This window comes from Staphylococcus pasteuri, assembly GCF_030547725.1.
Lineage (GTDB): Bacteria > Bacillota > Bacilli > Staphylococcales > Staphylococcaceae > Staphylococcus > Staphylococcus pasteuri.
Genome location: NZ_JAUOQO010000004.1, coordinates 196575 through 216833, shown reverse-complemented (window position 1 = coordinate 216833; position 20259 = coordinate 196575). Strand labels below are relative to the sequence as shown.

General features: G+C 31.9%; 21 protein-coding genes and 1 other annotated feature. Of the genes, 10 read left to right on the top strand and 11 right to left on the bottom strand.

Going from position 1 to position 20259, the window contains the following annotated elements:
• Nucleotides 1–176 precede the first annotated feature (176 nt).
• The 6 genes from Q4528_RS06095 to rpsF all read right to left on the bottom strand — a co-directional run bounded on the left by Q4528_RS06095 (nt 177) and on the right by rpsF (nt 5189).
• Nucleotides 177–428 carry a GlsB/YeaQ/YmgE family stress response membrane protein gene (locus Q4528_RS06095; protein WP_046467359.1) on the bottom strand — a complete coding sequence of 84 codons (252 nt, stop codon included), beginning with the start codon at nt 426–428 and terminating at the stop codon, nt 177–179.
• Between the two features lie 559 nt (nt 429–987).
• Entirely contained in the window at nt 988–1506 is a 519-nt protein-coding gene (locus tag Q4528_RS06090) for a VOC family protein (protein ID WP_029056593.1), read from the bottom strand.
• Between the two features lie 447 nt (nt 1507–1953).
• Nucleotides 1954–3816: a DUF262 domain-containing protein gene (locus Q4528_RS06085; protein WP_046467358.1), complete on the bottom strand. Its 1863-nt coding sequence runs from the start codon at nt 3814–3816 to the stop codon at nt 1954–1956.
• A gap of 253 nt (nt 3817–4069) precedes the next feature.
• Nucleotides 4070–4312, bottom strand: a complete 243-nt coding sequence (rpsR, locus tag Q4528_RS06080; RefSeq protein ID WP_002451519.1) for a 30S ribosomal protein S18 — start codon at nt 4310–4312, stop codon at nt 4070–4072.
• 43 nt (nt 4313–4355) lie between these two features.
• Nucleotides 4356–4871, bottom strand: a complete 516-nt coding sequence (gene ssb / locus Q4528_RS06075) for a single-stranded DNA-binding protein (RefSeq protein ID WP_046467357.1) — start codon at nt 4869–4871, stop codon at nt 4356–4358.
• A gap of 21 nt (nt 4872–4892) precedes the next feature.
• Nucleotides 4893–5189: a 30S ribosomal protein S6 gene (rpsF, locus tag Q4528_RS06070; RefSeq protein ID WP_017637495.1), complete on the bottom strand. Its 297-nt coding sequence runs from the start codon at nt 5187–5189 to the stop codon at nt 4893–4895.
• Nucleotides 5190–5567: 378 nt separating this feature from the next.
• On the opposite strand from rpsF, the gene Q4528_RS06065 reads away from it, so the two are divergent.
• Nucleotides 5568–6389: a GH25 family lysozyme gene (locus Q4528_RS06065; protein WP_046467356.1), complete on the top strand. Its 822-nt coding sequence runs from the start codon at nt 5568–5570 to the stop codon at nt 6387–6389.
• A 64-nt stretch (nt 6390–6453) separates the two neighbouring features.
• Nucleotides 6454–6645, top strand: coding sequence for a hypothetical protein (locus tag Q4528_RS06060; RefSeq protein ID WP_017637497.1), 192 nt, complete (start codon nt 6454–6456; stop codon nt 6643–6645).
• Between the two features lie 131 nt (nt 6646–6776).
• Here Q4528_RS06060 and ychF read toward each other — a convergent pair whose 3' ends face one another.
• From ychF to Q4528_RS06040, 4 genes are all read right to left on the bottom strand, one after another.
• On the bottom strand, nt 6777–7874 hold the full coding sequence (gene ychF, locus Q4528_RS06055) for a redox-regulated ATPase YchF (RefSeq protein ID WP_017637498.1): 1098 nt from the start codon (nt 7872–7874) through the stop codon (nt 6777–6779).
• Nucleotides 7875–7885: 11 nt separating this feature from the next.
• Nucleotides 7886–8089, bottom strand: coding sequence for a DUF951 domain-containing protein (locus Q4528_RS06050; protein WP_017637499.1), 204 nt, complete (start codon nt 8087–8089; stop codon nt 7886–7888).
• 20 nt (nt 8090–8109) lie between these two features.
• Nucleotides 8110–8988: a mechanosensitive ion channel family protein gene (locus tag Q4528_RS06045; RefSeq protein ID WP_046467355.1), complete on the bottom strand. Its 879-nt coding sequence runs from the start codon at nt 8986–8988 to the stop codon at nt 8110–8112.
• Between the two features lie 123 nt (nt 8989–9111).
• Nucleotides 9112–9954, bottom strand: coding sequence for a ParB/RepB/Spo0J family partition protein (locus Q4528_RS06040; protein ID WP_046467354.1), 843 nt, complete (start codon nt 9952–9954; stop codon nt 9112–9114).
• 255 nt (nt 9955–10209) lie between these two features.
• Nucleotides 10210–10588: a binding site (T-box leader), on the top strand.
• Nucleotides 10589–10650: 62 nt separating this feature from the next.
• Here Q4528_RS06040 and Q4528_RS06035 point away from each other — a divergent pair.
• Genes Q4528_RS06035 through Q4528_RS06015 form a run of 5 tightly spaced genes read left to right on the top strand, consistent with a single transcriptional unit; the run spans nt 10651 to nt 17726 of the window.
• Entirely contained in the window at nt 10651–11754 is a 1104-nt protein-coding gene (locus Q4528_RS06035; RefSeq protein ID WP_046467353.1) for a PLP-dependent transferase, read from the top strand.
• Nucleotides 11751–12926 (top strand): cystathionine beta-lyase MetC, encoded by a 1176-nt coding sequence (gene metC, locus Q4528_RS06030; RefSeq protein ID WP_303520852.1) that lies wholly within the window; start codon nt 11751–11753, stop codon nt 12924–12926. Before Q4528_RS06035 ends, metC begins: the two co-directional genes overlap by 4 nt.
• Nucleotides 12880–14718, top strand: coding sequence for a bifunctional homocysteine S-methyltransferase/methylenetetrahydrofolate reductase (locus Q4528_RS06025; protein ID WP_029056599.1), 1839 nt, complete (start codon nt 12880–12882; stop codon nt 14716–14718). Before metC ends, Q4528_RS06025 begins: the two co-directional genes overlap by 47 nt.
• Entirely contained in the window at nt 14715–16961 is a 2247-nt protein-coding gene (metE, locus tag Q4528_RS06020; protein WP_046467351.1) for a 5-methyltetrahydropteroyltriglutamate--homocysteine S-methyltransferase, read from the top strand. Before Q4528_RS06025 ends, metE begins: the two co-directional genes overlap by 4 nt.
• A gap of 21 nt (nt 16962–16982) precedes the next feature.
• Complete coding sequence (locus Q4528_RS06015) at nt 16983–17726, top strand: cyclase family protein (RefSeq protein ID WP_046467350.1); 744 nt, start codon at nt 16983–16985, stop codon at nt 17724–17726.
• Nucleotides 17727–17996: 270 nt separating this feature from the next.
• On the opposite strand, the gene Q4528_RS06010 is transcribed toward Q4528_RS06015, so the two are convergent.
• A complete protein-coding gene (locus tag Q4528_RS06010; RefSeq protein ID WP_017637506.1) occupies nt 17997–18203 on the bottom strand; it encodes a DUF6440 family protein in 207 nt (68 codons plus the stop codon).
• 94 nt (nt 18204–18297) lie between these two features.
• On the opposite strand from Q4528_RS06010, the gene Q4528_RS06005 reads away from it, so the two are divergent.
• The 3 genes from Q4528_RS06005 to Q4528_RS05995 all read left to right on the top strand — a co-directional run bounded on the left by Q4528_RS06005 (nt 18298) and on the right by Q4528_RS05995 (nt 20237).
• A complete protein-coding gene (locus tag Q4528_RS06005) occupies nt 18298–18381 on the top strand; it encodes a type I toxin-antitoxin system Fst family toxin (RefSeq protein WP_225880645.1) in 84 nt (27 codons plus the stop codon).
• Between the two features lie 419 nt (nt 18382–18800).
• A complete protein-coding gene (locus tag Q4528_RS06000) occupies nt 18801–19106 on the top strand; it encodes a hypothetical protein (RefSeq protein WP_303520847.1) in 306 nt (101 codons plus the stop codon).
• Between the two features lie 402 nt (nt 19107–19508).
• Nucleotides 19509–20237, top strand: coding sequence for a CHAP domain-containing protein (locus tag Q4528_RS05995; protein WP_029056602.1), 729 nt, complete (start codon nt 19509–19511; stop codon nt 20235–20237).
• The last annotated feature ends 22 nt before the right edge of the window (nt 20238–20259 follow it).

The following is a 20259-nucleotide window of genomic DNA, read 5'->3' as shown; positions in this document are numbered from 1 at the left end:
AATCAATTAGAATTCAAAATATTATCCTTCTTTCTTGTCTTTTAACACTTCTAATGACCATTTTAGCAAGCATATACGTAGAATGATAAACTGATACTTACAATTCCAAAATAAAATGATATACAAAAATAGAGATGTCCTTATTTTCGAAGGTCATCTCTATAACTATATTTCAATTATTTTTTTCTTAAAGCTTTTAAGATTAAAGAAACTACAAAAATTAAAATAATTGAACCTAGTAATGCTGGGAAGATATAAATTCTACCTAATTCTGGACCCCAATGTCCAAAAATCATTGAACCAACCCAAGCACCAACGATACCAGCAATAACATTACCTAAAATACCGCCTGGGATATCTTTACCAAGAATTGCGCCTGCAATCCAACCGATAAGACCACCTACGATGATCATTCCTATTAGACCCATGTATCTTCACTCCTTTCAATATGTAATTATTATATTGTCTACTTAAGGTGTATACCCCATATTCACTATTCAAAACGAATTTGGATAAAAATTTATTAAATTCAGTAAATAAATAGATATTTATTGATTGATTCTTATTAATCATTAGTTTAAAATTTTTAATTGCGATTAATTTAACAAAAATAAATAACTACTAACTCAATGGGATGGTTGTTAACATAATGATTATGGGAGGATGCATTATATGAAGAAAAATAAACTATCCTTTTTTAAAATATGCTTCGATGTGTTGAGTGCTATTTCAATTATTCTAATCCTATCTATTATTACGCTTAACTTCTTTATCAAAGGTCATTTACACGGTCAGTTTGAAATCGGATTTCATGTGGAAAGTAAACAAATATATTTAATGACATTTTTAATTCTATTAATTATTTGTAGCAGCTTAACTTCATATATTATTGGCCATGTTAGTAAGAATAAATAGGAAAAAGCTATGGTTATGACATTTATTATCAAGTGTCTTAACCATAGCTTTTTTGATGATTTATATTTGACTTTATTCAGGAATAAATACTTCTGCTTCACTATCATTTGGATAGTAATATCCGTTTGGAATACATTGCAATTCTATCAATAAGTTCCATTCAGTTTTTAAATAAACACTACTACTATTTTCACTATCTTCATATCTAGAATTATCATGTTTTTCTGATAAAGGTATTGCTCCTGCTTCTACTGCTTGTTTGATTGCTACATCCATATCTTCTACAAAAATTGAAATATGATTAAAACCTAAATCCTCTAATCTTAAAGGTGATTTTTGATCACTATTTTGAATTTCAAACATTTCTATATTGGCGCCATTACCTATGACAATCATTCTTTGCTTTATAATTTCTGCTCCTTCTGATAAACCAAGCATTCTCTCAACCTCTTTACCCTTACGAGGTTCGTCATCATAAGTTAATCCATCATAAGCAACTTTTGCTCCAAATGCATTTTTTAAAAATTTTGTTGCTTCATCGATATTGGGAACAGTTAAACCTACATGATTAATACCTTTAATATTATCCATCAACAATACTCCTAACGTATTTTTTATTAACTCGTTACTTCTAATAACAAGTTGTAACAAGCGATTTAATTTACTCTACTTACTTCCCCTATTTAATGGAGCATATTCATTGATAAGATTTTTAATAATATTAAGATATTACTTACCTATCTTTTCTAAATCATTCGTACATTGCCTTATCTCTAGTTTTAAAAAACACAAAAATAACCCCGTAAGCCTAAGCTTACGGGGGGTGACAATAAATTATATATTATTGTTCTTCTTTTATATGCTTTTATTCTATTAATTATCATTAGTGTTTATAAATCTGTTAAAATAACATTCTATGCTACGAATTTTCTTTTTGAAAGACTATGAGCGTGTATACTCATAACTTAGCAAATTTTTATACTTAGGACTAATTTTAAAATTATATCTCTATACTTTGGAATTACATGATCCAAATTGCTATTCAAAACTATACATAGGCAATATATAATTAATTAACTCTTTTGTTCTTCTTTCAATGTCTTTTATATCCCAAATTTCTTTATCATTTATATCTTTTTTTTCCCCAGAAATCGATTCATTTAAAAATAATTTGGTTTTCAATCCTGTTTCTTTATTAGTTTTACCATCCCTATAATCTCTTTTTTCAACAAAAGTTTTAGCACTCATTTCAGAATTATAACCAGTTAACGTTAAATTCCCTACCTTGTGTATATTATTTTCTATCAACACTTTTAGCTGTTCTTCATTTTCAACTTTTTCTGTTAAAATTCCTTTCCAATTTTCATTTTTATATGCTGACTGTGGCATTATATGTTCTAAAGTCCATATATAATTTCCTTTATCTGTAATACTATCTAAATTTTCTGGAGTTTGTTTACTAAAGAAGTTACCATGTTTTCTCTCTAAATTCACTAATATAATCCGGGTTGTATTCTTTGATGTTAAATAAATAGGACCATTAAGCGCATTTCTAAAATCTTCATCAGTGGCAGCAATACTTTTAAAAATATTTTTTATATTCTCAACATTACCTATTTCAATAATATCTACTTCATTTAGTTTTTTTACACTTTGTATTGCTCTTGCTCGAATATTAGATGCTTTAGGTTTTAATATTATGTTTCTTCTTACATAATAAGTTAATAGAAAATCTAAAAAGTCGGAAATCAAATCTTTAGTGACTTTACCTTCATAATATTTATTAAGTAAAAAGAAAGTTATAGGGTAAGTTTGAGTCGATTCAAGTTTTTCAAGATCAAAAAATTTTTTTTGAATATCTTGATCCAAATTCAAAATATCTAGAGTTTCAATTTTTCCACTAATATTAGAAAATATTTTCGCCCTGAGTATAAGTTCATCTATATATTTGTAACCTTTATCCTTAAAAATTTTTTCATATAATTTTAACGCAGAGCTTTGTGTTATAGACGATTGTTTCTTTGATTCAAAAGCATCATAATTATTGAGTAAAAATTGCGTAACTACACTAGAAATAGGCTCATCATTCTCGTTGTAAAATATAGAAATTAACTCTTCCCATTTCGATGTAGCTTCCTGTTGGCTAATATTGCCATCAGTCTCTTTCAAATAAAATGATTTGAATAAATCTATTAATGTTAATGGTACACCTTTAGCATTAAATGATGTAAAAACTGTAAAACCATCATTCAGATTAGGAACTGTTATACGGAGGATTTCGGCATTATTTAATTTATTATAAAAGTGTATAAGACTTTTTGTACCATCTTCTATACAATTTGTATCTAACATTTCCTTCTCACCAAAGAAATTATTCCTCAACAAATTTTTAGTAAATTCATATCTTTTTCCTAAAACCTTGTTTTTATGTGGCTTAGCATTCTCATCATTATTAATTATACGATTTAAAAGATCTATATATATTTCTTTATCTGGAGATAAAAGCAACAAGGGTGAAGATCCATCTAATTTTAAGATTTTATCTTTTATTCTACCTTGATTATTAGCTGCATCACGAAATAAATCTTTTTCATTTTCTTGATTTAATTTTTCCATACTAATGTTTAAATTATCGTAAATAGCTAGTAATATTAATAATATTGTAGTAATCCTCTGCTGGCCATCAATAATATCGTAAAAATTGGGTTTATCTTTTCTTTCCGTAACTATAATATTCCCTAAGTAATAGCCACTATCTTCTTTTTCAATATCTTTGACTAATGCTTCAATATTTTCATCTCTCCATGAATAATTTCTTTGGTATATCGGAATATTATAGGTCACATCTATTTCAATTGGAAACATTTCAGAAACAATCTTTTTATCTGGTTTTAAATCCATATTTGCCCCCCCTTATATATTTACATTTAATTATATATTAAATTTCATATTACCACTACTAATTATTTATTTGTTATAAGTAATTATTTAATATAATAAAAAACACCATCCACTAGAATAATGTGCATCCTAAAAGTTGTACTAAAAACATAAACCTATAAGACGCACAATATTTTACCCTCTCCTTAACTTTCAACGCACAAAAAATAACCCCGTAAGCCTAAGCTTACGGGGTTTGACAATAAATTATATATTATTGTTCTTCTTTAACATATGGTAATAAAGCCATATGACGTGCACGTTTGATAGCAGCTGTCAACATACGTTGATATTTAGCTGAAGTACCAGTTACACGACGTGGTAAAATTTTACCGCGTTCTGAGATAAAACGTTTTAATAATTCAGTGTCTTTATAATCGATATGAGTAATACCATTTGCTGTGAAATAGCATACTTTTTTACGACGACGTCCGCCTCTTCTTGGTCCACCTGCCATGGTTAACTGCCTCCTTTTAATTTATTTTTTAATTAGTTATTTTTTAGAATGGTAAATCATCATCACTAATATCAATAGGTCCGTTTGCATTTGCAAATGGGTTATCTGATTGATTTGAATTAGATTTAGATGAATTGTTGTTATACAAAGTATTTTGTCCTGATTGTTGACCACCGAATCCTTGACCGTAGTCTTGGAATTCGTTGTTTTGTGAACGTTGGCCACCGCCGTTTTGTGAATTCTTAGGTTCAAGGAATTGAACACTGTCACAAACGACTTCAGTTACAAAGATACGACGACCTTCTTGATTTTCATAACTACGTGACTGTATGCGACCATCAACGCCAGCTAAACTACCTTTAGATAAGTAGTTATTTACATTTTCTGCTTGTCTTCTAAAAACAACACAGTTAATGAAATCTGCTTCGCGTTCCCCTTGAGCATTCGTGAAAGTACGATTAACTGCTAGAGTAAATGTCGCTACACTTACGCCTGAGGGAGTGGTTCTGTATTCTGGATCTTTCGTCAAACGACCTACTAATACAACTCTATTTATCATTTAAACGCCCCCGTCCAATTATTACTTATCTTGGTCTTCACGGATAACGATGTAACGAATGATATCGTCATTGATTTTAGCTAAACGTTGGAATTCGTCAGTAGCTCTATTGTTATCTGATTTGATACGTACGATGTTATAGAAACCTTCTTTGAAATCATTGATTTCATAAGCTAGGCGACGTTTACCCCAGTCTTTTACTTCTAAAACTTCTGATCCTTCTGAAGCTAAGATACCGTTAAAGCGTTCTACAACTGCTTTTTTCGCATCTTCTTCAATGTTTGGACGTACGATGTACATAATTTCATATGTTCTCATTGTATATTTGCACCTCCTTGTGGTCTATACGGCTTACCATCATTTTTGTGATAAGCAAGGAATAATTTTCATTACTCACAATCAAGAATTATAGCACAGAGTATTACTTTTTACAATCATATTTAATAATACATAGTCCTCAAAAATTATCATTAGCTTAGTAACTGACAGTTATCCATTAATTTAGAATGTTCGCACACTTATTTTTGCATAAATTTTTTAATAACTTTTTATAAAAATAAACATTAATCTACATAGTAAAATCTATCGGTATATTGTGCAATTTTCATCATTGTAAATAGAATTTAATTGTAATAATATCATTGTTACGTTTTTAATTTAATTGCATTTAATTTTTATAAACAAAGGAGTACATATATGTTAAAGAAAGTATCATACTCGGTGTTAGCCGCATCGATGTTAACTACAATTTCAGGTATCAATTTATCATACGCTGACGAAAATTCAAAAAATACTGATGACAATAAAAATGAAAAAGGCACAATGGGTTATGGTTATCAACAATATATGAAAAAACATCCAGAAAAAGCTGAAAATAAAACACAAAATCGTTCTACTTTTTCAACTAAATCTCGTGCAGCAACAACAAATAATGGTGAGCGAGTATTAGATATTTCTGAATGGCAAGGTAATTTGACTGACGCTCAAGTCAAACAATTAAAGAAAAAGTATGACTTTATAATCATTCGAGGACAATACGGATCTGAATATGTCGATAAATGTTTACAACATAATTCTGAACTATTAGATAAGAACAATATGAAGTTTGGTGTTTATTCGTATAGTATGTATGAAAATGCTGACGATGCTCGCTACGAAGCGAAAATGTTATATAATCGTGCGCCAAAAGCTGAATTTTATGTTAATGACTACGAACAACAAACTGTTACTTCTGGCGATGCTAATACCGCCACAATAGCATGGGCTAACCAAATGAAAAAATTAGCTGGCGATAAAAAAGTTCTATTCTACTCTTATGAGAATTTTATGGTAAACAATGTGGCAAATGCCGTTAGTTCATACGATGGTTACTGGTTAGCGTCATATCAAGCTCAAGAACCAACTCGCGAAAAAGTACTTTGGCAATATACTGATAGCTTCTACTCACCTGAGTTAAACCAGAACGTAGATGCTAACTATGTAGATTCAAACGTAAACACAAAATGGTTTACATCGTAAATTTTTATAAAAAGCACTTCACAAATACGAACACTTGTTCTATAATAATATTGAGGTGTTAAACATGAAATTGAATTTAGATTGGGATAAAGACTTTCAAGAGTTTCAGGATATATTAAATTGTGGTTTACACCCAGAATGGTTGTATAATGCTAAAGCAAATATGATTTTAGAACCTGCCTATACTGGTGAAGGTAAACAATTTTTTAGAACAACAGATATTATTAAAGCAAGCGAAACTATTCCCTTCTTTTAAAATAAATTATTTTTAAATCAAGCAATGTAGTCTGTCACTAAGCAACTCCGACCTAGCACTACATTGCTTTTTTTAATATAAAAAACTACTCTAGATATTCTAGAGTAGTTATAATCCCTATTATTTAACGTTTATACATTAAATCTGAAGTGGACAATGTCGCCATCTTGCATGATATAATCTTTACCTTCTAAGCGTTGTCTACCCGCTTCTTTAGCACCATGTTCTCCACCATGTTCAACGTAATCACTATAACTTGTTACTTCTGCACGAATGAAACCACGTTCGAAGTCAGTATGAATAATTCCGGCACATTGAGGTGCTGTCATTCCTTGTACGAATGTCCATGCACGTACTTCTTGTACACCAGCAGTGAAGTATGTTGATAATCCTAATAAATCATAAGTTGTACGAATTAAACGATCTAATCCTGGTTCTTCGATACCTAAATCTTCTAAGAACATTTCTTTATCTTCGTCATCTAATGTTGCTATTTCTTCTTCGATTTTCGCACTAATTACAATTACTTCAGAATCTTCTTGTGCAGCATAATCACGAATTGCTTTAACTTTATCGTTTTCTTCATCGCCAATTTCATCTTCACCAACATTAGCAATATATAACATTTTTTTAGAGGTTAATAATTGTGCTTGGTTAACCCATTTTTGATCTTCATCATTGAATTCAATACTACGTACTGGTTTACCTTCTTCTAATGTTTCTTTGATTTTTGATAAAATGCGTAATTCCATTTCTGCTGTTTTATCTTTTTGTCGAGCCATTTTTTCAATTTTAGGTAAGCGTTTCTCTACTGACTCTAAATCTGCTAATACTAATTCCATGTTGATAACTTCAATGTCATCTAATGGATTTACTCGTCCAGAAACGTGAGTAACATTTTCATCATCAAACGCACGTACAACTTGGCAAATTGCATCTACTTCTCTAATGTGTGATAAGAATTTATTTCCTAGACCTTCACCTTTTGATGCACCTTTAACAATACCAGCAATATCCGTGAATTCGAATGTTGTCGGAATCGTTTTCTTAGGTTGAACCATTTCTTCTAATTTTAATAAACGTGAATCCGGAACTTCTACGATTCCTACGTTTGGATCAATTGTTGCGAATGGGTAGTTCGCAGCTAAAGCCCCCGCTTTAGTAATTGCATTAAAAAGTGTAGACTTCCCTACGTTTGGTAATCCTACAATACCTGCTGTTAAAGCCATTAATCATTCTCCTAACTTTCTGTATCTTGATTGGATACTAAAATTTTCTTTAATTTTTTATTAAACGTCTGACGTGGAATCATAATACTACGATGACAATTTTCACATTTAATTCTAATATCAGCGCCCATTCTTATGATTTTAAAACGATTTGTTCCACATGCATGTTGTTTTTTCATTTCTACTATATCATTTATTCCGTAATTTGACGTCATGAAATTACCTCCAATGATAACTAGCCACGTTTTTGCTCATCGTATGGGGCAAAAATAGGTTTAGGCATCTTAATATTTTCTCTAACAAATAATCGTTGTACTTCTTTTCTAATAATTCTTCCTCCAGATGCACCTTCGCCTGGTATTGTTTCAGCAGAAATTCTAATAGTAACTTTATTATTATCTATAGAATCAATACCTTCTACTACTGGGTCACTCACAAATAAGTAATATTTACTTCTAAGTGATTGGAATAATTTATTTAACTCTTTCTCAACGTGATCTAAATTTTCTTCTACTGAAACTGGTATAGCTACAATTGATGTACCATTAGTAATAGAAAAATTAGTAATTTCACCCATACTACCATTTGGCAAGATTGTTAATTCACCAGAAATTGTATTAATACGTGTTGATCTAAGCCCGATAGATTTTACAGTTCCCTCAGCGACTGTAGTACCACCGCTATTGATTTTAACATAGTCACCAACATCAAATTGATTTTCAAATATAATGAAAAATCCAGTTATGATATCTTTAACTATTGTTTGCGCACCAAAACCAACTGCTAGCCCTACTACACCAGCACTGGCTATAATTCCTTCAACACTGATACCAAATTTACTTAAAATTGTAGTAATAACAATAAACCAAACTATATATTTAACTACATTTTGCACGAGTGATATTAACGTATTGGAACGTTTTTTATTTCCTTTTTTACTTTTGTTTTGAATTTTGAATCCTTGTTCTATAACTTTGTTCAAAATACTTATTACAATAATAGCAGCTACAATATAAATCAAAATCGTAATAATTTTAATAGCTAAGTTTTCATATGTTTCTACTTTTGTAAGAGGTTCTAATAAAGAAGAAAGGATATGTTTGACTTGATTCATTGTGTAATTACCTCCTCATCTCAATCATTTCATAATTAAATCATTATATCTTAAAATCACGATTTTTTAATCGGTCTACGGTTTTATAAGCTCTAATATATTGCAGTTTAATTATTTTAATCATTACGATTCATCAAAATTTTGATTAAGTTGTTTAATTAACAACTTAAATTCTTCTTCTGATTTGAATTCAAATGTGATTTTTCCAACATTCTTTTTAGTTGATATATCAACTTTAGCACCATATTGTTCTTTGAGTTCTCTTTCTTGTTTTTGAATAAATTTAGGTTTATTTAATTTAGTTTCGTCTGTATTTGTCTTTGTGGAGTTTTGGTTTAAATAATCATTGATATAACTTTCTAAGTATCTTACACTCCATGATTCTTTAGCTGCTTTTTTAGCTACTGATTTCATTTTTTGAGGAGATTTTAAACCTAATAGTGTACGTCCATGGGCTCCAGATAATTCACCATTTCTCACCATCTTAGCAACATCAGTAGGAAGTTTTAATAATCGCAACATGTTGGCAATATATGGACGTGATTTAGCAAGTCGTTGAGCTACTTCTTGTTGTGTTATATTTAAATCTTCCATAAGTTTCTTATAACTTTCAGCTTCTTCAATCGCGTTTAAATCTTCTCGTTGTAAATTCTCAATGATGGCTAATTCCATCATATCTTCATCGGATAAATCTTTAACAATTGCAGGAATTTCAGTTAAACCTAATTGTTTGGATGCTCTAAAACGTCTCTCACCTACAACAATATAGTAACCTTGAACAGTTTTTCTTAAAACAATAGGTTGTAATACACCATGTTGTTTTATCGATTGTGCCAAATCATTTAATTTATACTCATCAAATGTTTTTCTCGGTTGATAAGGATTAGTTTTGATTAATGCTAATGAAACGGAATGTATATGTTCATCTTTGTTTAATTTTAATCTTTGATCTTCTTGATGAGCCATTTTTTCACATCTTTCTATATGAATTTAATGCTTTGATATTGATGTATATCGTATCTCTATTCATTTTAAAAATTTACATCTTTTTTCACAAGTAGTAATGATAACTTACAAGAAATTCTTTTCATGTTTTTAACTATGTCATCAGCGAAACGTTAATATCTGAATTTATTTTTTAATCTAAATTTTCAGAAAAATTGTTGACAAATGATTCTACTATATGTAAGCTATGTATTAACAATTACAAAACGAAACATTTTACACACTATAAAAAGGAAAGTAAAACTTACACTGCTTATACAGAGAATCTTCACACGCTGAGAGAAGATATTGAAAGAAAGTTTGAAAATGGCCTTGGAGTGTTGATGCCAATACGAGGTATCAACGGGTTCGCCCGTTATAGCGATACAGTATTAACATTTTGTTAAATGGCGTACTGGAATTTCTAGACGCACATTTTATCGTTAATACTCATTTCTTCAGTTTGAATTAATGAGTTTTTTTAATGATAATTTTGTGATTCTTATTATTTATCAGTGCCTCTTATTTTAACAAAATGGTGTACTGATAGAGGTTACTTTAGCAATAAAGTAGCAAACAAAGGTGGTACCACGAAACTAAAGCTTTCGTCCTTTACATCCGAATCTATCGGGTTTAAAGGACGGAAGCTTTTTTATTTTAATTAAGGAGGGTCTAGTAATGAAGGATACAGAACTAGCACAAATAGCTTTAACTAAAGATCATACAGGAGCTATCGCAAATCCAATATACTTATCAACTGCTTACCAACATCCTCAACTAGGTCAGTCAACAGGTTATGACTATACAAGAACTAAAAATCCTACTCGCTCAGCATTTGAAGAATCATTCGCTAAATTAGAGAAAGGCATTGCATCATTTGCAACATCTAGTGGAATGGCTGCGATTCAATTAGTTTGTAATTTATTCAAACCAGGAGATGAAGTCTTAGTCGCTTTTGATTTATACGGCGGTACTTTTAGATTATTTGATTTCTATGAACAACAATATGGCGTGAAGTTTAAATACGTTGATTTTCTAAATTATGAAGAAGTTGAAAAGGCAATCACACCACAAACGAAAGCACTTTTCATTGAACCTATTTCAAACCCGCAAATGATCGATATTGATGTCACACCATATTACGTATTAAGTAAACAACGTCATTTACTAACAATCATTGATAATACGTTTTTAACGCCATATCTCTCAACACCATTAGAAGAAGGCGCTGATATTGTTTTACATTCAGCAACCAAATATATAGGCGGACACAATGATGTTTTAGCTGGTGTAGTAACAGTTAAAGATGAAAGTTTAGCTGAAGAACTGGGACAATTTCATAATATGATAGGTGCTACCCTTTCCCCTTTAGACAGTTATTTATTACAAAGAGGGCTTAAAACATTACATCTTCGTATTGACCGTTCTCAAGAAAATGCTAAAAAATTAGCTACTAAATGCCAGAAATTAGAAGCAATTGACGAAGTACTATATAGTGGTCGCACTGGAATGTTAAGTTTACGCCTCAATAAGGCGTTTAGCGTCCCTAAATTTTTGGAAAATTTAGATATTTGCATCTTTGCTGAAAGCTTAGGCGGTACTGAAACATTTATAACCTTCCCTTATACCCAAACTCACGTTGACATGCCTGACGTAGAGAAAGATAAACGTGGTATCGATGAACAGTTAATTAGATTATCAGTCGGAATAGGAGATTATAACGATATTGAAGCAGATATTATTCAAGCTTTAGCGCATTCAAAATTAGGAGTGATTTCATGAATTTATCAATAGATACTGAAGTGATTTTTGATGAACGACGCGGAAAAGATTATATTTCAGCAAATCCACCTTACTATGATTCATCAACATTTCATCAAGATCAACTTGGTGGCAATCAGTTATATGACTATGCAAGAAGTGGTAACCCAAACAGAACAATTTTAGAAGAAAAATTGGCACACTTAGAAAATGGAAAATATGGATATGCTTTTGCTTCTGGCATAGCAGCAATATCTGCAGTTTTACTTACTTTAAAAACTGGTGACCATGTCATATTACCTAATGATGTATATGGTGGTACTTTTCGCTTAACAGAAGATATTTTAAAACGATTTAATATCGAATTTACAACAGTAGACGCTACGCATTCAGAAAATATTAAAAAAGCTGTTCAACCTAATACGAAGTTAATTTATGTAGAAACACCATCTAATCCCTGTTTTAAAGTGACAGATATAAGAGCCGTTGCGAAAATAGCTAAAACACATCAGTTATTACTGGCAGTTGACAATACATTTATGACATCACTAGGCCAATCCCCTCTAGAACTTGGTGCAGATATTGTCATTCATAGTGCAACTAAGTTTTTAGGTGGACATAGCGACCTACTAGCTGGTGCGGTCATCACTAATCGTGAAGATGTAGCTGACGCATTATATTTAATACAAAATGGTACTGGAAATGCCTTATCTTCATATGATAGTTGGACATTAGCCAAACATCTTAAAACATTTCCTGTCAGATTCAGACAATCTGTAGCAAATGCAGAACAACTAGTAACATTTTTAAGTCAAAGAAATGAAATATCCGAAGTATATTACCCAGGAAATAACAAAATACATCTCAAACAAGCTAAGACCGGTGGAGCAGTTATTGGCTTTAGGTTAAAAGATGAAACAAAAGCCCAAGCATTTGTAGATGCCCTTACTATCCCACTCGTGTCAGTAAGTTTAGGCGGTGTTGAGACGATATTATCTCATCCTGCCACCATGTCACATGCAGCAATACCAGAAAATATTAGAAACGAAAGAGGTATTACATTTGGATTATTCCGCTTAAGCGTAGGATTAGAAAATCCGGATGAACTCATTGCTGACATCAACTACGCTTTAAAGGAGGCATTTAATGAGTCAATTCCTGAAGAAATTACAGAACAACGTTTTAGTAGCTGACGGTGCAATGGGAACTATTCTTTATTCCGAAGGCTTGGACACCTGCCCTGAAGCTTATAACTTAACGCATCCTGAAAAGGTTGAACGTATCCATCGATCCTATATAGAAGCTGGCGCTGATGTTATTCAAACCAATACGTATGGAGCCAATTTTGAAAAGTTAAAAGTCTTTGGTTTAGAACATAAAGTTAAAGAAATTCACAAAGCCGCTGTCCAAATTGCTAAAAAAGCCGCAAACAATGACACTTTCATATTAGGAACAGTTGGTGGCTTTAGAGGTGTTAAACAAGATGAATTAAGTCTTTCAACAATTCAATATCACACGGAAAATCAAATAGATACTTTAGTAGATGAAGGTGTAGATGCCCTATTATTCGAAACTTATTATGATTTAGAAGAATTAACAGGCATTATCGTTTCTACTAAAAGAAAATATGACATTCCAATCGTAGCGCAATTGACCGCTTCAAATACAAATTATTTGGTAGATGGAACACCTATCAACGATGCGTTAAAACATCTTGTAGAATGTGGTGCAGATATTGTAGGACTCAATTGTCATCACGGTCCACATCATATGCAACGTTCATTTTCACATATTGAATTACCTAATAATGCTTTTCTTTCCTGCTATCCGAACGCAAGCTTATTAGATATTAAGAATAGTGAATTTAAATATAGTGATAACGCTCAATATTTTGGTGATATAGCTCAGGAATTAATACACGAAGGTGTGAGATTAATAGGTGGTTGTTGCGGCACCACTCCTGAACATATTAATTACATTAAAACATCAGTTTCTAATTTAAAACCGGTCAATCATAAAAACGTTATACCAATTCATAAGAAAGTTAACCGCGAGAAAGATATTAGTTTCAAACAGTCTCTGACTTCAAAGGTCAAACAAGGACCTACAGTTATAGTCGAACTTGATACACCTAAACATTTAGACACTGAACAATTCTTTAATAATATTGGCAAACTTGATGATGCCGATATTGATGCCGTCACTCTAGCAGATAATTCATTAGCTACTGTCCGTGTTAGTAACATTGCTGCTGCAAGTATTATCAAACAACGATTCAACATTGAACCGTTAGTTCATATTACTTGTCGTGACCGAAATCTAATAGGCTTACAATCTCATCTGTTAGGCCTATCATTAATTGGCGTAAATGAAATTTTAGCCATTACAGGTGACCCTTCCAAAGTCGGTCATTTACCAGGAGCAACTAATGTCTATGATGTTAACTCAAAAGGTTTAACTGAAATCGCACTTCGCTTTAACCAAGGTATTAACACAGATGGTGATGCGCTGAAGAAACATACGAACTTTAACATCGCCGGAGCATTTGATCCGAATGTAAGAAAACTTGATGGAGCAGTTAAACGCCTTGAAAAGAAAGTAGCAAGTGGTATGAGCTATTTCATAACACAACCTGTATATAGTAAAGAAAAGATTAAACAGGTCTATGAAGCTACGAAACACTTAAATACACCTTTCTTTATAGGTATTATGCCAATCGCAAGTTATAACAATGCTCTATTTTTACACAACGAAGTACCTGGCATAAAAATGTCAGAAGATGTACTTAATCAATTCAAAGCAGTTAAAGATGATAAAGAAAAAACAAAAGAACTTAGCCTTAGACTTTCTAAGGAACTTATCGACACGGTACATGAATACTTTAATGGATTGTACATTATCACACCTTTTCAAAAGGTCGATTATTCATTAGAACTAGCAGCATATTCAAAATCTATTACCACTCATAAGGAGGCAATATTATGACAACAATTAAAACATCAAACTTAGGATTCCCAAGATTAGGTAGAAAAAGAGAATGGAAGAAAGCTATCGAGAGCTATTGGGCTCAAAAAATTGATAAACCAACTTTAGATCAAACACTAACTGACTTACACAAAGAGAACCTTTTACTACAAAAAAATTATAATTTAGACAGTATTCCTGTAGGTGATTTCTCTTTATACGACCATATCTTAGATACATCATTATTATTCAACATCATTCCGGAACGTTTCCAAGGCAGAGAAGTCAACGATGACTTGTTATTTGATATTGCACGTGGTAATAAAGAACATGTCGCAAGTGCCTTAATTAAATGGTTTAACACAAATTATCACTACATTGTACCTGAATGGGATAACGCGGAGCCAAAAGTAAATCATAATGTATTATTAGAACGATTTAAATATGCACAATCAATTAATGTTAATGCACACCCTGTTATTGTAGGACCGATTACCTTCGTAAAATTATCAAAAGGTGGTCACCAATCATTTGAAGAAAAAGTAAAAACGTTACTTCCATTATATAAAGAAGTACTACAATCACTTGTTGACGCCGGCGCTGAATATATCCAAGTTGATGAGCCAGTCTTGGTTACAGATGAAAGTGAAAGTTATGAAAGTATTACTAAAGAAGCTTATGATTATTTTGCAGAAGCAGGTTTAGGAGAAAAATTAGTTATTCAAACATATTTTGAACGTGTAAATCTTAAATTCTTAAGTACGTTACCAGTTGGCGGTTTAGGATTAGACTTCGTTCATGATCATGGATTCAACTTAGAACAAATTAAAGCTAGTGAATTTGATAAGAATAAAACTTTATACGCAGGTATCATTGATGGCCGAAACGTTTGGGCTGCTGATATCGAATCTAAAAAATCACTTATTGAAACATTACAACAATATGCACAAAATATTGTTATTCAACCATCATCTTCATTATTACACGTCCCTGTTTCATTAGATGACGAAACGCTAGATGAATCTATCGCTGAAGGTTTAAGCTTTGCGACTGAAAAATTAGATGAATTAGATGCTTTACGTCGTGTATTTAACGACAATGACACTACTAAATTTGATGAACTTAAATCTCGATATGAACGATTCCAAAGTCAGTCATTTAAAAACTTAGAGTATGATTTTGATAGTGTTCCAACACAACGTCAATCACCATTCTCACAACGTAAGCAAGCACAATACGAAAGATTGAACTTACCAGATTTACCAACAACTACTATCGGTTCATTCCCACAAACACGAGAAGTTCGTAAATTCCGTGCTGATTGGAAAAATAATCGTATTTCAGACGAAACCTATAATGAATTTTTAGAAAATGAAATTGCTCGTTGGATCAAAATTCAAGAAGAGATTGGACTTGATGTACTTGTACATGGTGAATTCGAACGAAACGACATGGTTGAATTCTTCGGAGAGAAATTACAAGGATTTTTAGTTACCAAATTTGGTTGGGTTCAATCATATGGTTCACGTGCTGTAAAACCACCTGTTATTTATGGTGATGTTAAATGGACTGAGCCATTAACAGTTAAAGAAACTGTTTATGCTCAAAGTTTAACTGATAAGCCGGTTAAAGGTATGCTTACTGGTCCAGTTACAATTTTAAACTGGTCATTTGAACGTGTAGATATCCCACGCAAAACAGTACAAGATCAAATCGCCTTAGCTATTGATGCTGAAGTATTAGCATTAGAAGAAAATGGTATTAAAGTAATCCAAGTAGACGAACCAGCCCTACGAGAAGGTTTACCGCTTCGTTCTGAATACCATGAACAATATCTTAAAGATGCCGTACATTCATTTAAATTAGCAACATCATCCGTCAAAGATGAAACACAAATTCATACGCATATGTGTTATTCTCAATTTGGTCAAATCATTCATGCCATCCATGATCTAGATGCAGACGTGATTTCTATTGAAACATCTCGTAGTCATGGTGATTTGATTAAAGACTTTGAAGATATTAATTATGACTTAGGTATTGGTTTAGGGGTATATGATATCCATAGTCCTCGTATTCCTACAGAAAATGAAATTACAACTGCTATTAATCGTTCTTTACAGCAAATTGATCGCTCATTATTCTGGGTAAATCCAGACTGCGGATTAAAAACACGTAAAGAAGATGAGGTTAAAGAAGCATTAACTGTACTAGTTAACGCAGTAAGAAAGAAACGTGAAGAAAATAATGCTACAACAGCATAAAATAAATTAAGGGTGATGCTTATGACAAACTATCCTTTATGGGATCAATTAAATCAATTGAAAGAATCAACATGGGTCGATTTAACACATACTTTCGACCCTGATATTCCAAGGTTCAGTGATTTTGAAAAAGGTGAAGTATCTACATTATTTACAGTTAAAGAACATGGTTTCTATGTGCAAAGATGGAATATTGTAACCCAATATGGTACACACATAGACGCACCTATTCATTTTGTTGAAAATCAAAGATATCTTGAGGAATTAGATTTAAAAGAATTAGTATTACCATTGATTGTCTTAGATTTTTCAAAAGAAGTTGCAGAAAACCCAGATTTTATTGTAACTCGCGAACATTTAGAACAGTGGGAAGCTGAAAATGGTCAAATTGAAGATGGTACATTTGTTGCACTGCGCACAGATTGGTCTAAACGTTGGCCAGATATCGAAGCATTTGAAAACAAAGATAAAGATGGTAACCAGCATTTACCTGGTTGGGGATTAGACGCACTCAAGTTCTTAATTGAAGAACGTCATATTAAATCAGTTGGCCATGAAACATTTGATACTGATGCTTCAGTTGATATTGCTAAAAACGGCGATATTGTAGGAGAACGATATGTTTTAGGGAAAGATACATTCCAAGTCGAATTATTAACTAACCTAGATCAATTACCTACACGTGGTGCCGTCATTTATGCAATCAGCCCTAAACCTAAAGACGCACCTGGTTTCCCAGTTCGCGCATTTGCGATAAAGCCCTAGTAAGTATAGAGCCCCCCTATTCTGTACTTGAGCGTTGACACATATCCAAAATAACGATAAAACACTCCCTAATATAAATCATGCAACGGGTAACGTACTATTTAAAGTGCGCTCTACCCGTTGCATTTATAATTACATCATTTTATGTAGTCTTTTACTTTTCATTGCCATTAAAAACTTTGCTAATACTTATTAAAATAAGGATAGTTACTATTCCACCTATGATCATAGGTAACAAGGTAAAACCTCCTTTAAAAATAAATATGTATATTAATCATCTTTCAATGAAGTTGTGTCTACTTTAGATACATTACCGTTTTCATCTAATAAAGGTGTAATGCCACCGCCTGTACTAACCCATGTCGCAAGATATTGAATGCCCGTATCTTTATCAGTTAATACATAACAACGTACATTTGAGTTCTTAGAGACATTTTCTACATTAAAGCGATTATCATTCTTTTTGTTATTAAACATCAATTAAAGCCTCCTTTATTATCAATCTCTAATTATCTATTTCACTAAACTATTATTTGAAACGTATAATTTGGTTGCCATTAAGAAAAGTAGCATATGCTATGAACAAGCCACTATGATAAGTGGCTGCATCGTTGCTTTGTTTACGCATTGGCTACGTAAGCGCAATGATAAATAGGCGATTTTAGCCACACTAAAAAATCCCCTAACTATAGGCGTAGTTAGGGGATTTGGTGCATATTTGAATGAAATATTTGTTAATAATATAGTAACATAATACACCATGAAATGCAACACAATTATGTGTGTAGTAACTGAATCCCTCTATTTCCCTTAGATTCCATCTACATATTCACGTATTTTCTTAAGTGCATATTCAATATTTTCCTTGGATTCATAAGCAAATGATAGACTAATAGCATTCATATATCGACTAAATATTCAAAAGAAAGTATTTAATTAAAAGCCAAACTGGAATCCCCTTTTAATCAAGTTAAATTGACTAGACAAAAATCATTAACCTTTTCAGATTCTTTTCCAAAACATCATAAAATTTTGTTACTATAAATTTAAACGAATTGGTAATTTTATTTAAGAATGCTAATTGGAGTTGATAATATGAGTACTATTAATAAAGATGAGAAAAACACAAATATAAACAAATTATCCTTTTACTTGAATATAGCTAGTGGGACATTGATTATTATAGGTATATTAATATTTATCCTTCGTATCATATTGGATACTATGTATGGAGGTTCTCCTTTTAAATCAGTAGAGAGCATCTTTATTGTTGCCGGATTATTAATATCAATTGTGGCATATGCTTTAGAGAAAAACTGGAAAGAAGTCATCATATCTATTATTGTTACTCTATTCGTCATATTCATTCTATTCACATAAATTAACAAGCACTCAACTACGAGTGCTTGTTTTATTTTGAGAAATAATAGAACTCATATTAATCACTTTAACCATAAATCCCTCTCTCTCAATTATTACAACTTTCTGTAATGTTAATGCGCATTCAATAAAGCCAAAATATTAAATTAATATAGTAAACATCTACACTTCACGTTTTGTTACAGCAAGTAATATTGGAAAGTCTTTTGTTACGGAGATGTGCAACTGAGTTGAATTTCAATTACGAAAACGTAACATCACCCATAACCTCAAATTCTTCTGTTAGAGTATACCTTGTCGTTGGGAGCGACGAAAAAATATAAATAAAACTGACGGTGTATTCTACCTATCGCTACTTCAATTAATGGTAGAATCACAAATTTTTGGGAGGACTTATTTATTATGAAAAAAATCGTTACAATTTCAACTCTAACAGCAGGCATCGGTGTAGCAGCAATAGGAATAAATGCTAATCATGCAGACGCTGCAGAATATAATCACCATCAAGCACCTCAACAACAAGGTCAATTTAATCAACAAGGACCTAGAGGGTTTAATGGACAATTTAATCAACAAAATCATCAAAATTATAATCAAATGAATGGTCAATGGCATCCGCAATATAATCATCAATCTAGCGGTTATAAACAACCTCAGTTTAAACAACAATCATTCAATCATAATAACAACACATCAAATTCAACATCAGTAAGTAATAGTTCGTCATCAAGTTCAAGCAGCTCTAGCTCATCATCAAGTAGTTCATCTACAACTACATCAACTTCAAAACAAACAACATCATCTACATCTGGTAACTTATACACTGCTGGACAATGTACTTGGTACGTTTATGATAGAACTGGTGGAAAAATCCCTAGTACATGGGGCAATGCGAACAACTGGGCAAGTGCAGCACAATCTTCTGGTTATACTGTAGACAATAGTCCTGAAAAAGGTTCTATCCTACAAACATCTGAAGGTACTTATGGTCACGTGGCTTATGTAGAAAGTGTCGGTAGTGATGGATCCGTTACTGTTTCTGAAATGAACTATTCAGGCGGACCTTATGTAACAGACACTCGTACGATTTCAGCTAGCCAAGCTAAATCTTACAATTATATCCACTTATAAAAGTTTGAATTCGACATATGTT

Coding starts and splice junctions, on each gene's coding strand:
- Q4528_RS06095 (WP_046467359.1), bottom strand. CDS start 428: ATGGGTCTAATAGGAATGATCATCGTAGGTGGTCTTATCGGTTGGATT.
- Q4528_RS06090 (WP_029056593.1), bottom strand. CDS start 1,506: ATGGATAATATTAAAGGTATTAATCATGTAGGTTTAACTGTTCCCAAT.
- Q4528_RS06085 (WP_046467358.1), bottom strand. CDS start 3,816: ATGGATTTAAAACCAGATAAAAAGATTGTTTCTGAAATGTTTCCAATT.
- rpsR (WP_002451519.1), bottom strand. CDS start 4,312: ATGGCAGGTGGACCAAGAAGAGGCGGACGTCGTCGTAAAAAAGTATGC.
- ssb (WP_046467357.1), bottom strand. CDS start 4,871: ATGATAAATAGAGTTGTATTAGTAGGTCGTTTGACGAAAGATCCAGAA.
- rpsF (WP_017637495.1), bottom strand. CDS start 5,189: ATGAGAACATATGAAATTATGTACATCGTACGTCCAAACATTGAAGAA.
- Q4528_RS06065 (WP_046467356.1), top strand. CDS start 5,568: ATGTTAAAGAAAGTATCATACTCGGTGTTAGCCGCATCGATGTTAACT.
- Q4528_RS06060 (WP_017637497.1), top strand. CDS start 6,454: ATGAAATTGAATTTAGATTGGGATAAAGACTTTCAAGAGTTTCAGGAT.
- ychF (WP_017637498.1), bottom strand. CDS start 7,874: ATGGCTTTAACAGCAGGTATTGTAGGATTACCAAACGTAGGGAAGTCT.
- Q4528_RS06050 (WP_017637499.1), bottom strand. CDS start 8,089: ATGACGTCAAATTACGGAATAAATGATATAGTAGAAATGAAAAAACAA.
- Q4528_RS06045 (WP_046467355.1), bottom strand. CDS start 8,988: ATGAATCAAGTCAAACATATCCTTTCTTCTTTATTAGAACCTCTTACA.
- Q4528_RS06040 (WP_046467354.1), bottom strand. CDS start 9,954: ATGGCTCATCAAGAAGATCAAAGATTAAAATTAAACAAAGATGAACAT.
- Q4528_RS06035 (WP_046467353.1), top strand. CDS start 10,651: ATGAAGGATACAGAACTAGCACAAATAGCTTTAACTAAAGATCATACA.
- metC (WP_303520852.1), top strand. CDS start 11,751: ATGAATTTATCAATAGATACTGAAGTGATTTTTGATGAACGACGCGGA.
- Q4528_RS06025 (WP_029056599.1), top strand. CDS start 12,880: ATGAGTCAATTCCTGAAGAAATTACAGAACAACGTTTTAGTAGCTGAC.
- metE (WP_046467351.1), top strand. CDS start 14,715: ATGACAACAATTAAAACATCAAACTTAGGATTCCCAAGATTAGGTAGA.
- Q4528_RS06015 (WP_046467350.1), top strand. CDS start 16,983: ATGACAAACTATCCTTTATGGGATCAATTAAATCAATTGAAAGAATCA.
- Q4528_RS06010 (WP_017637506.1), bottom strand. CDS start 18,203: ATGTTTAATAACAAAAAGAATGATAATCGCTTTAATGTAGAAAATGTC.
- Q4528_RS06000 (WP_303520847.1), top strand. CDS start 18,801: ATGCTAATTGGAGTTGATAATATGAGTACTATTAATAAAGATGAGAAA.
- Q4528_RS05995 (WP_029056602.1), top strand. CDS start 19,509: ATGAAAAAAATCGTTACAATTTCAACTCTAACAGCAGGCATCGGTGTA.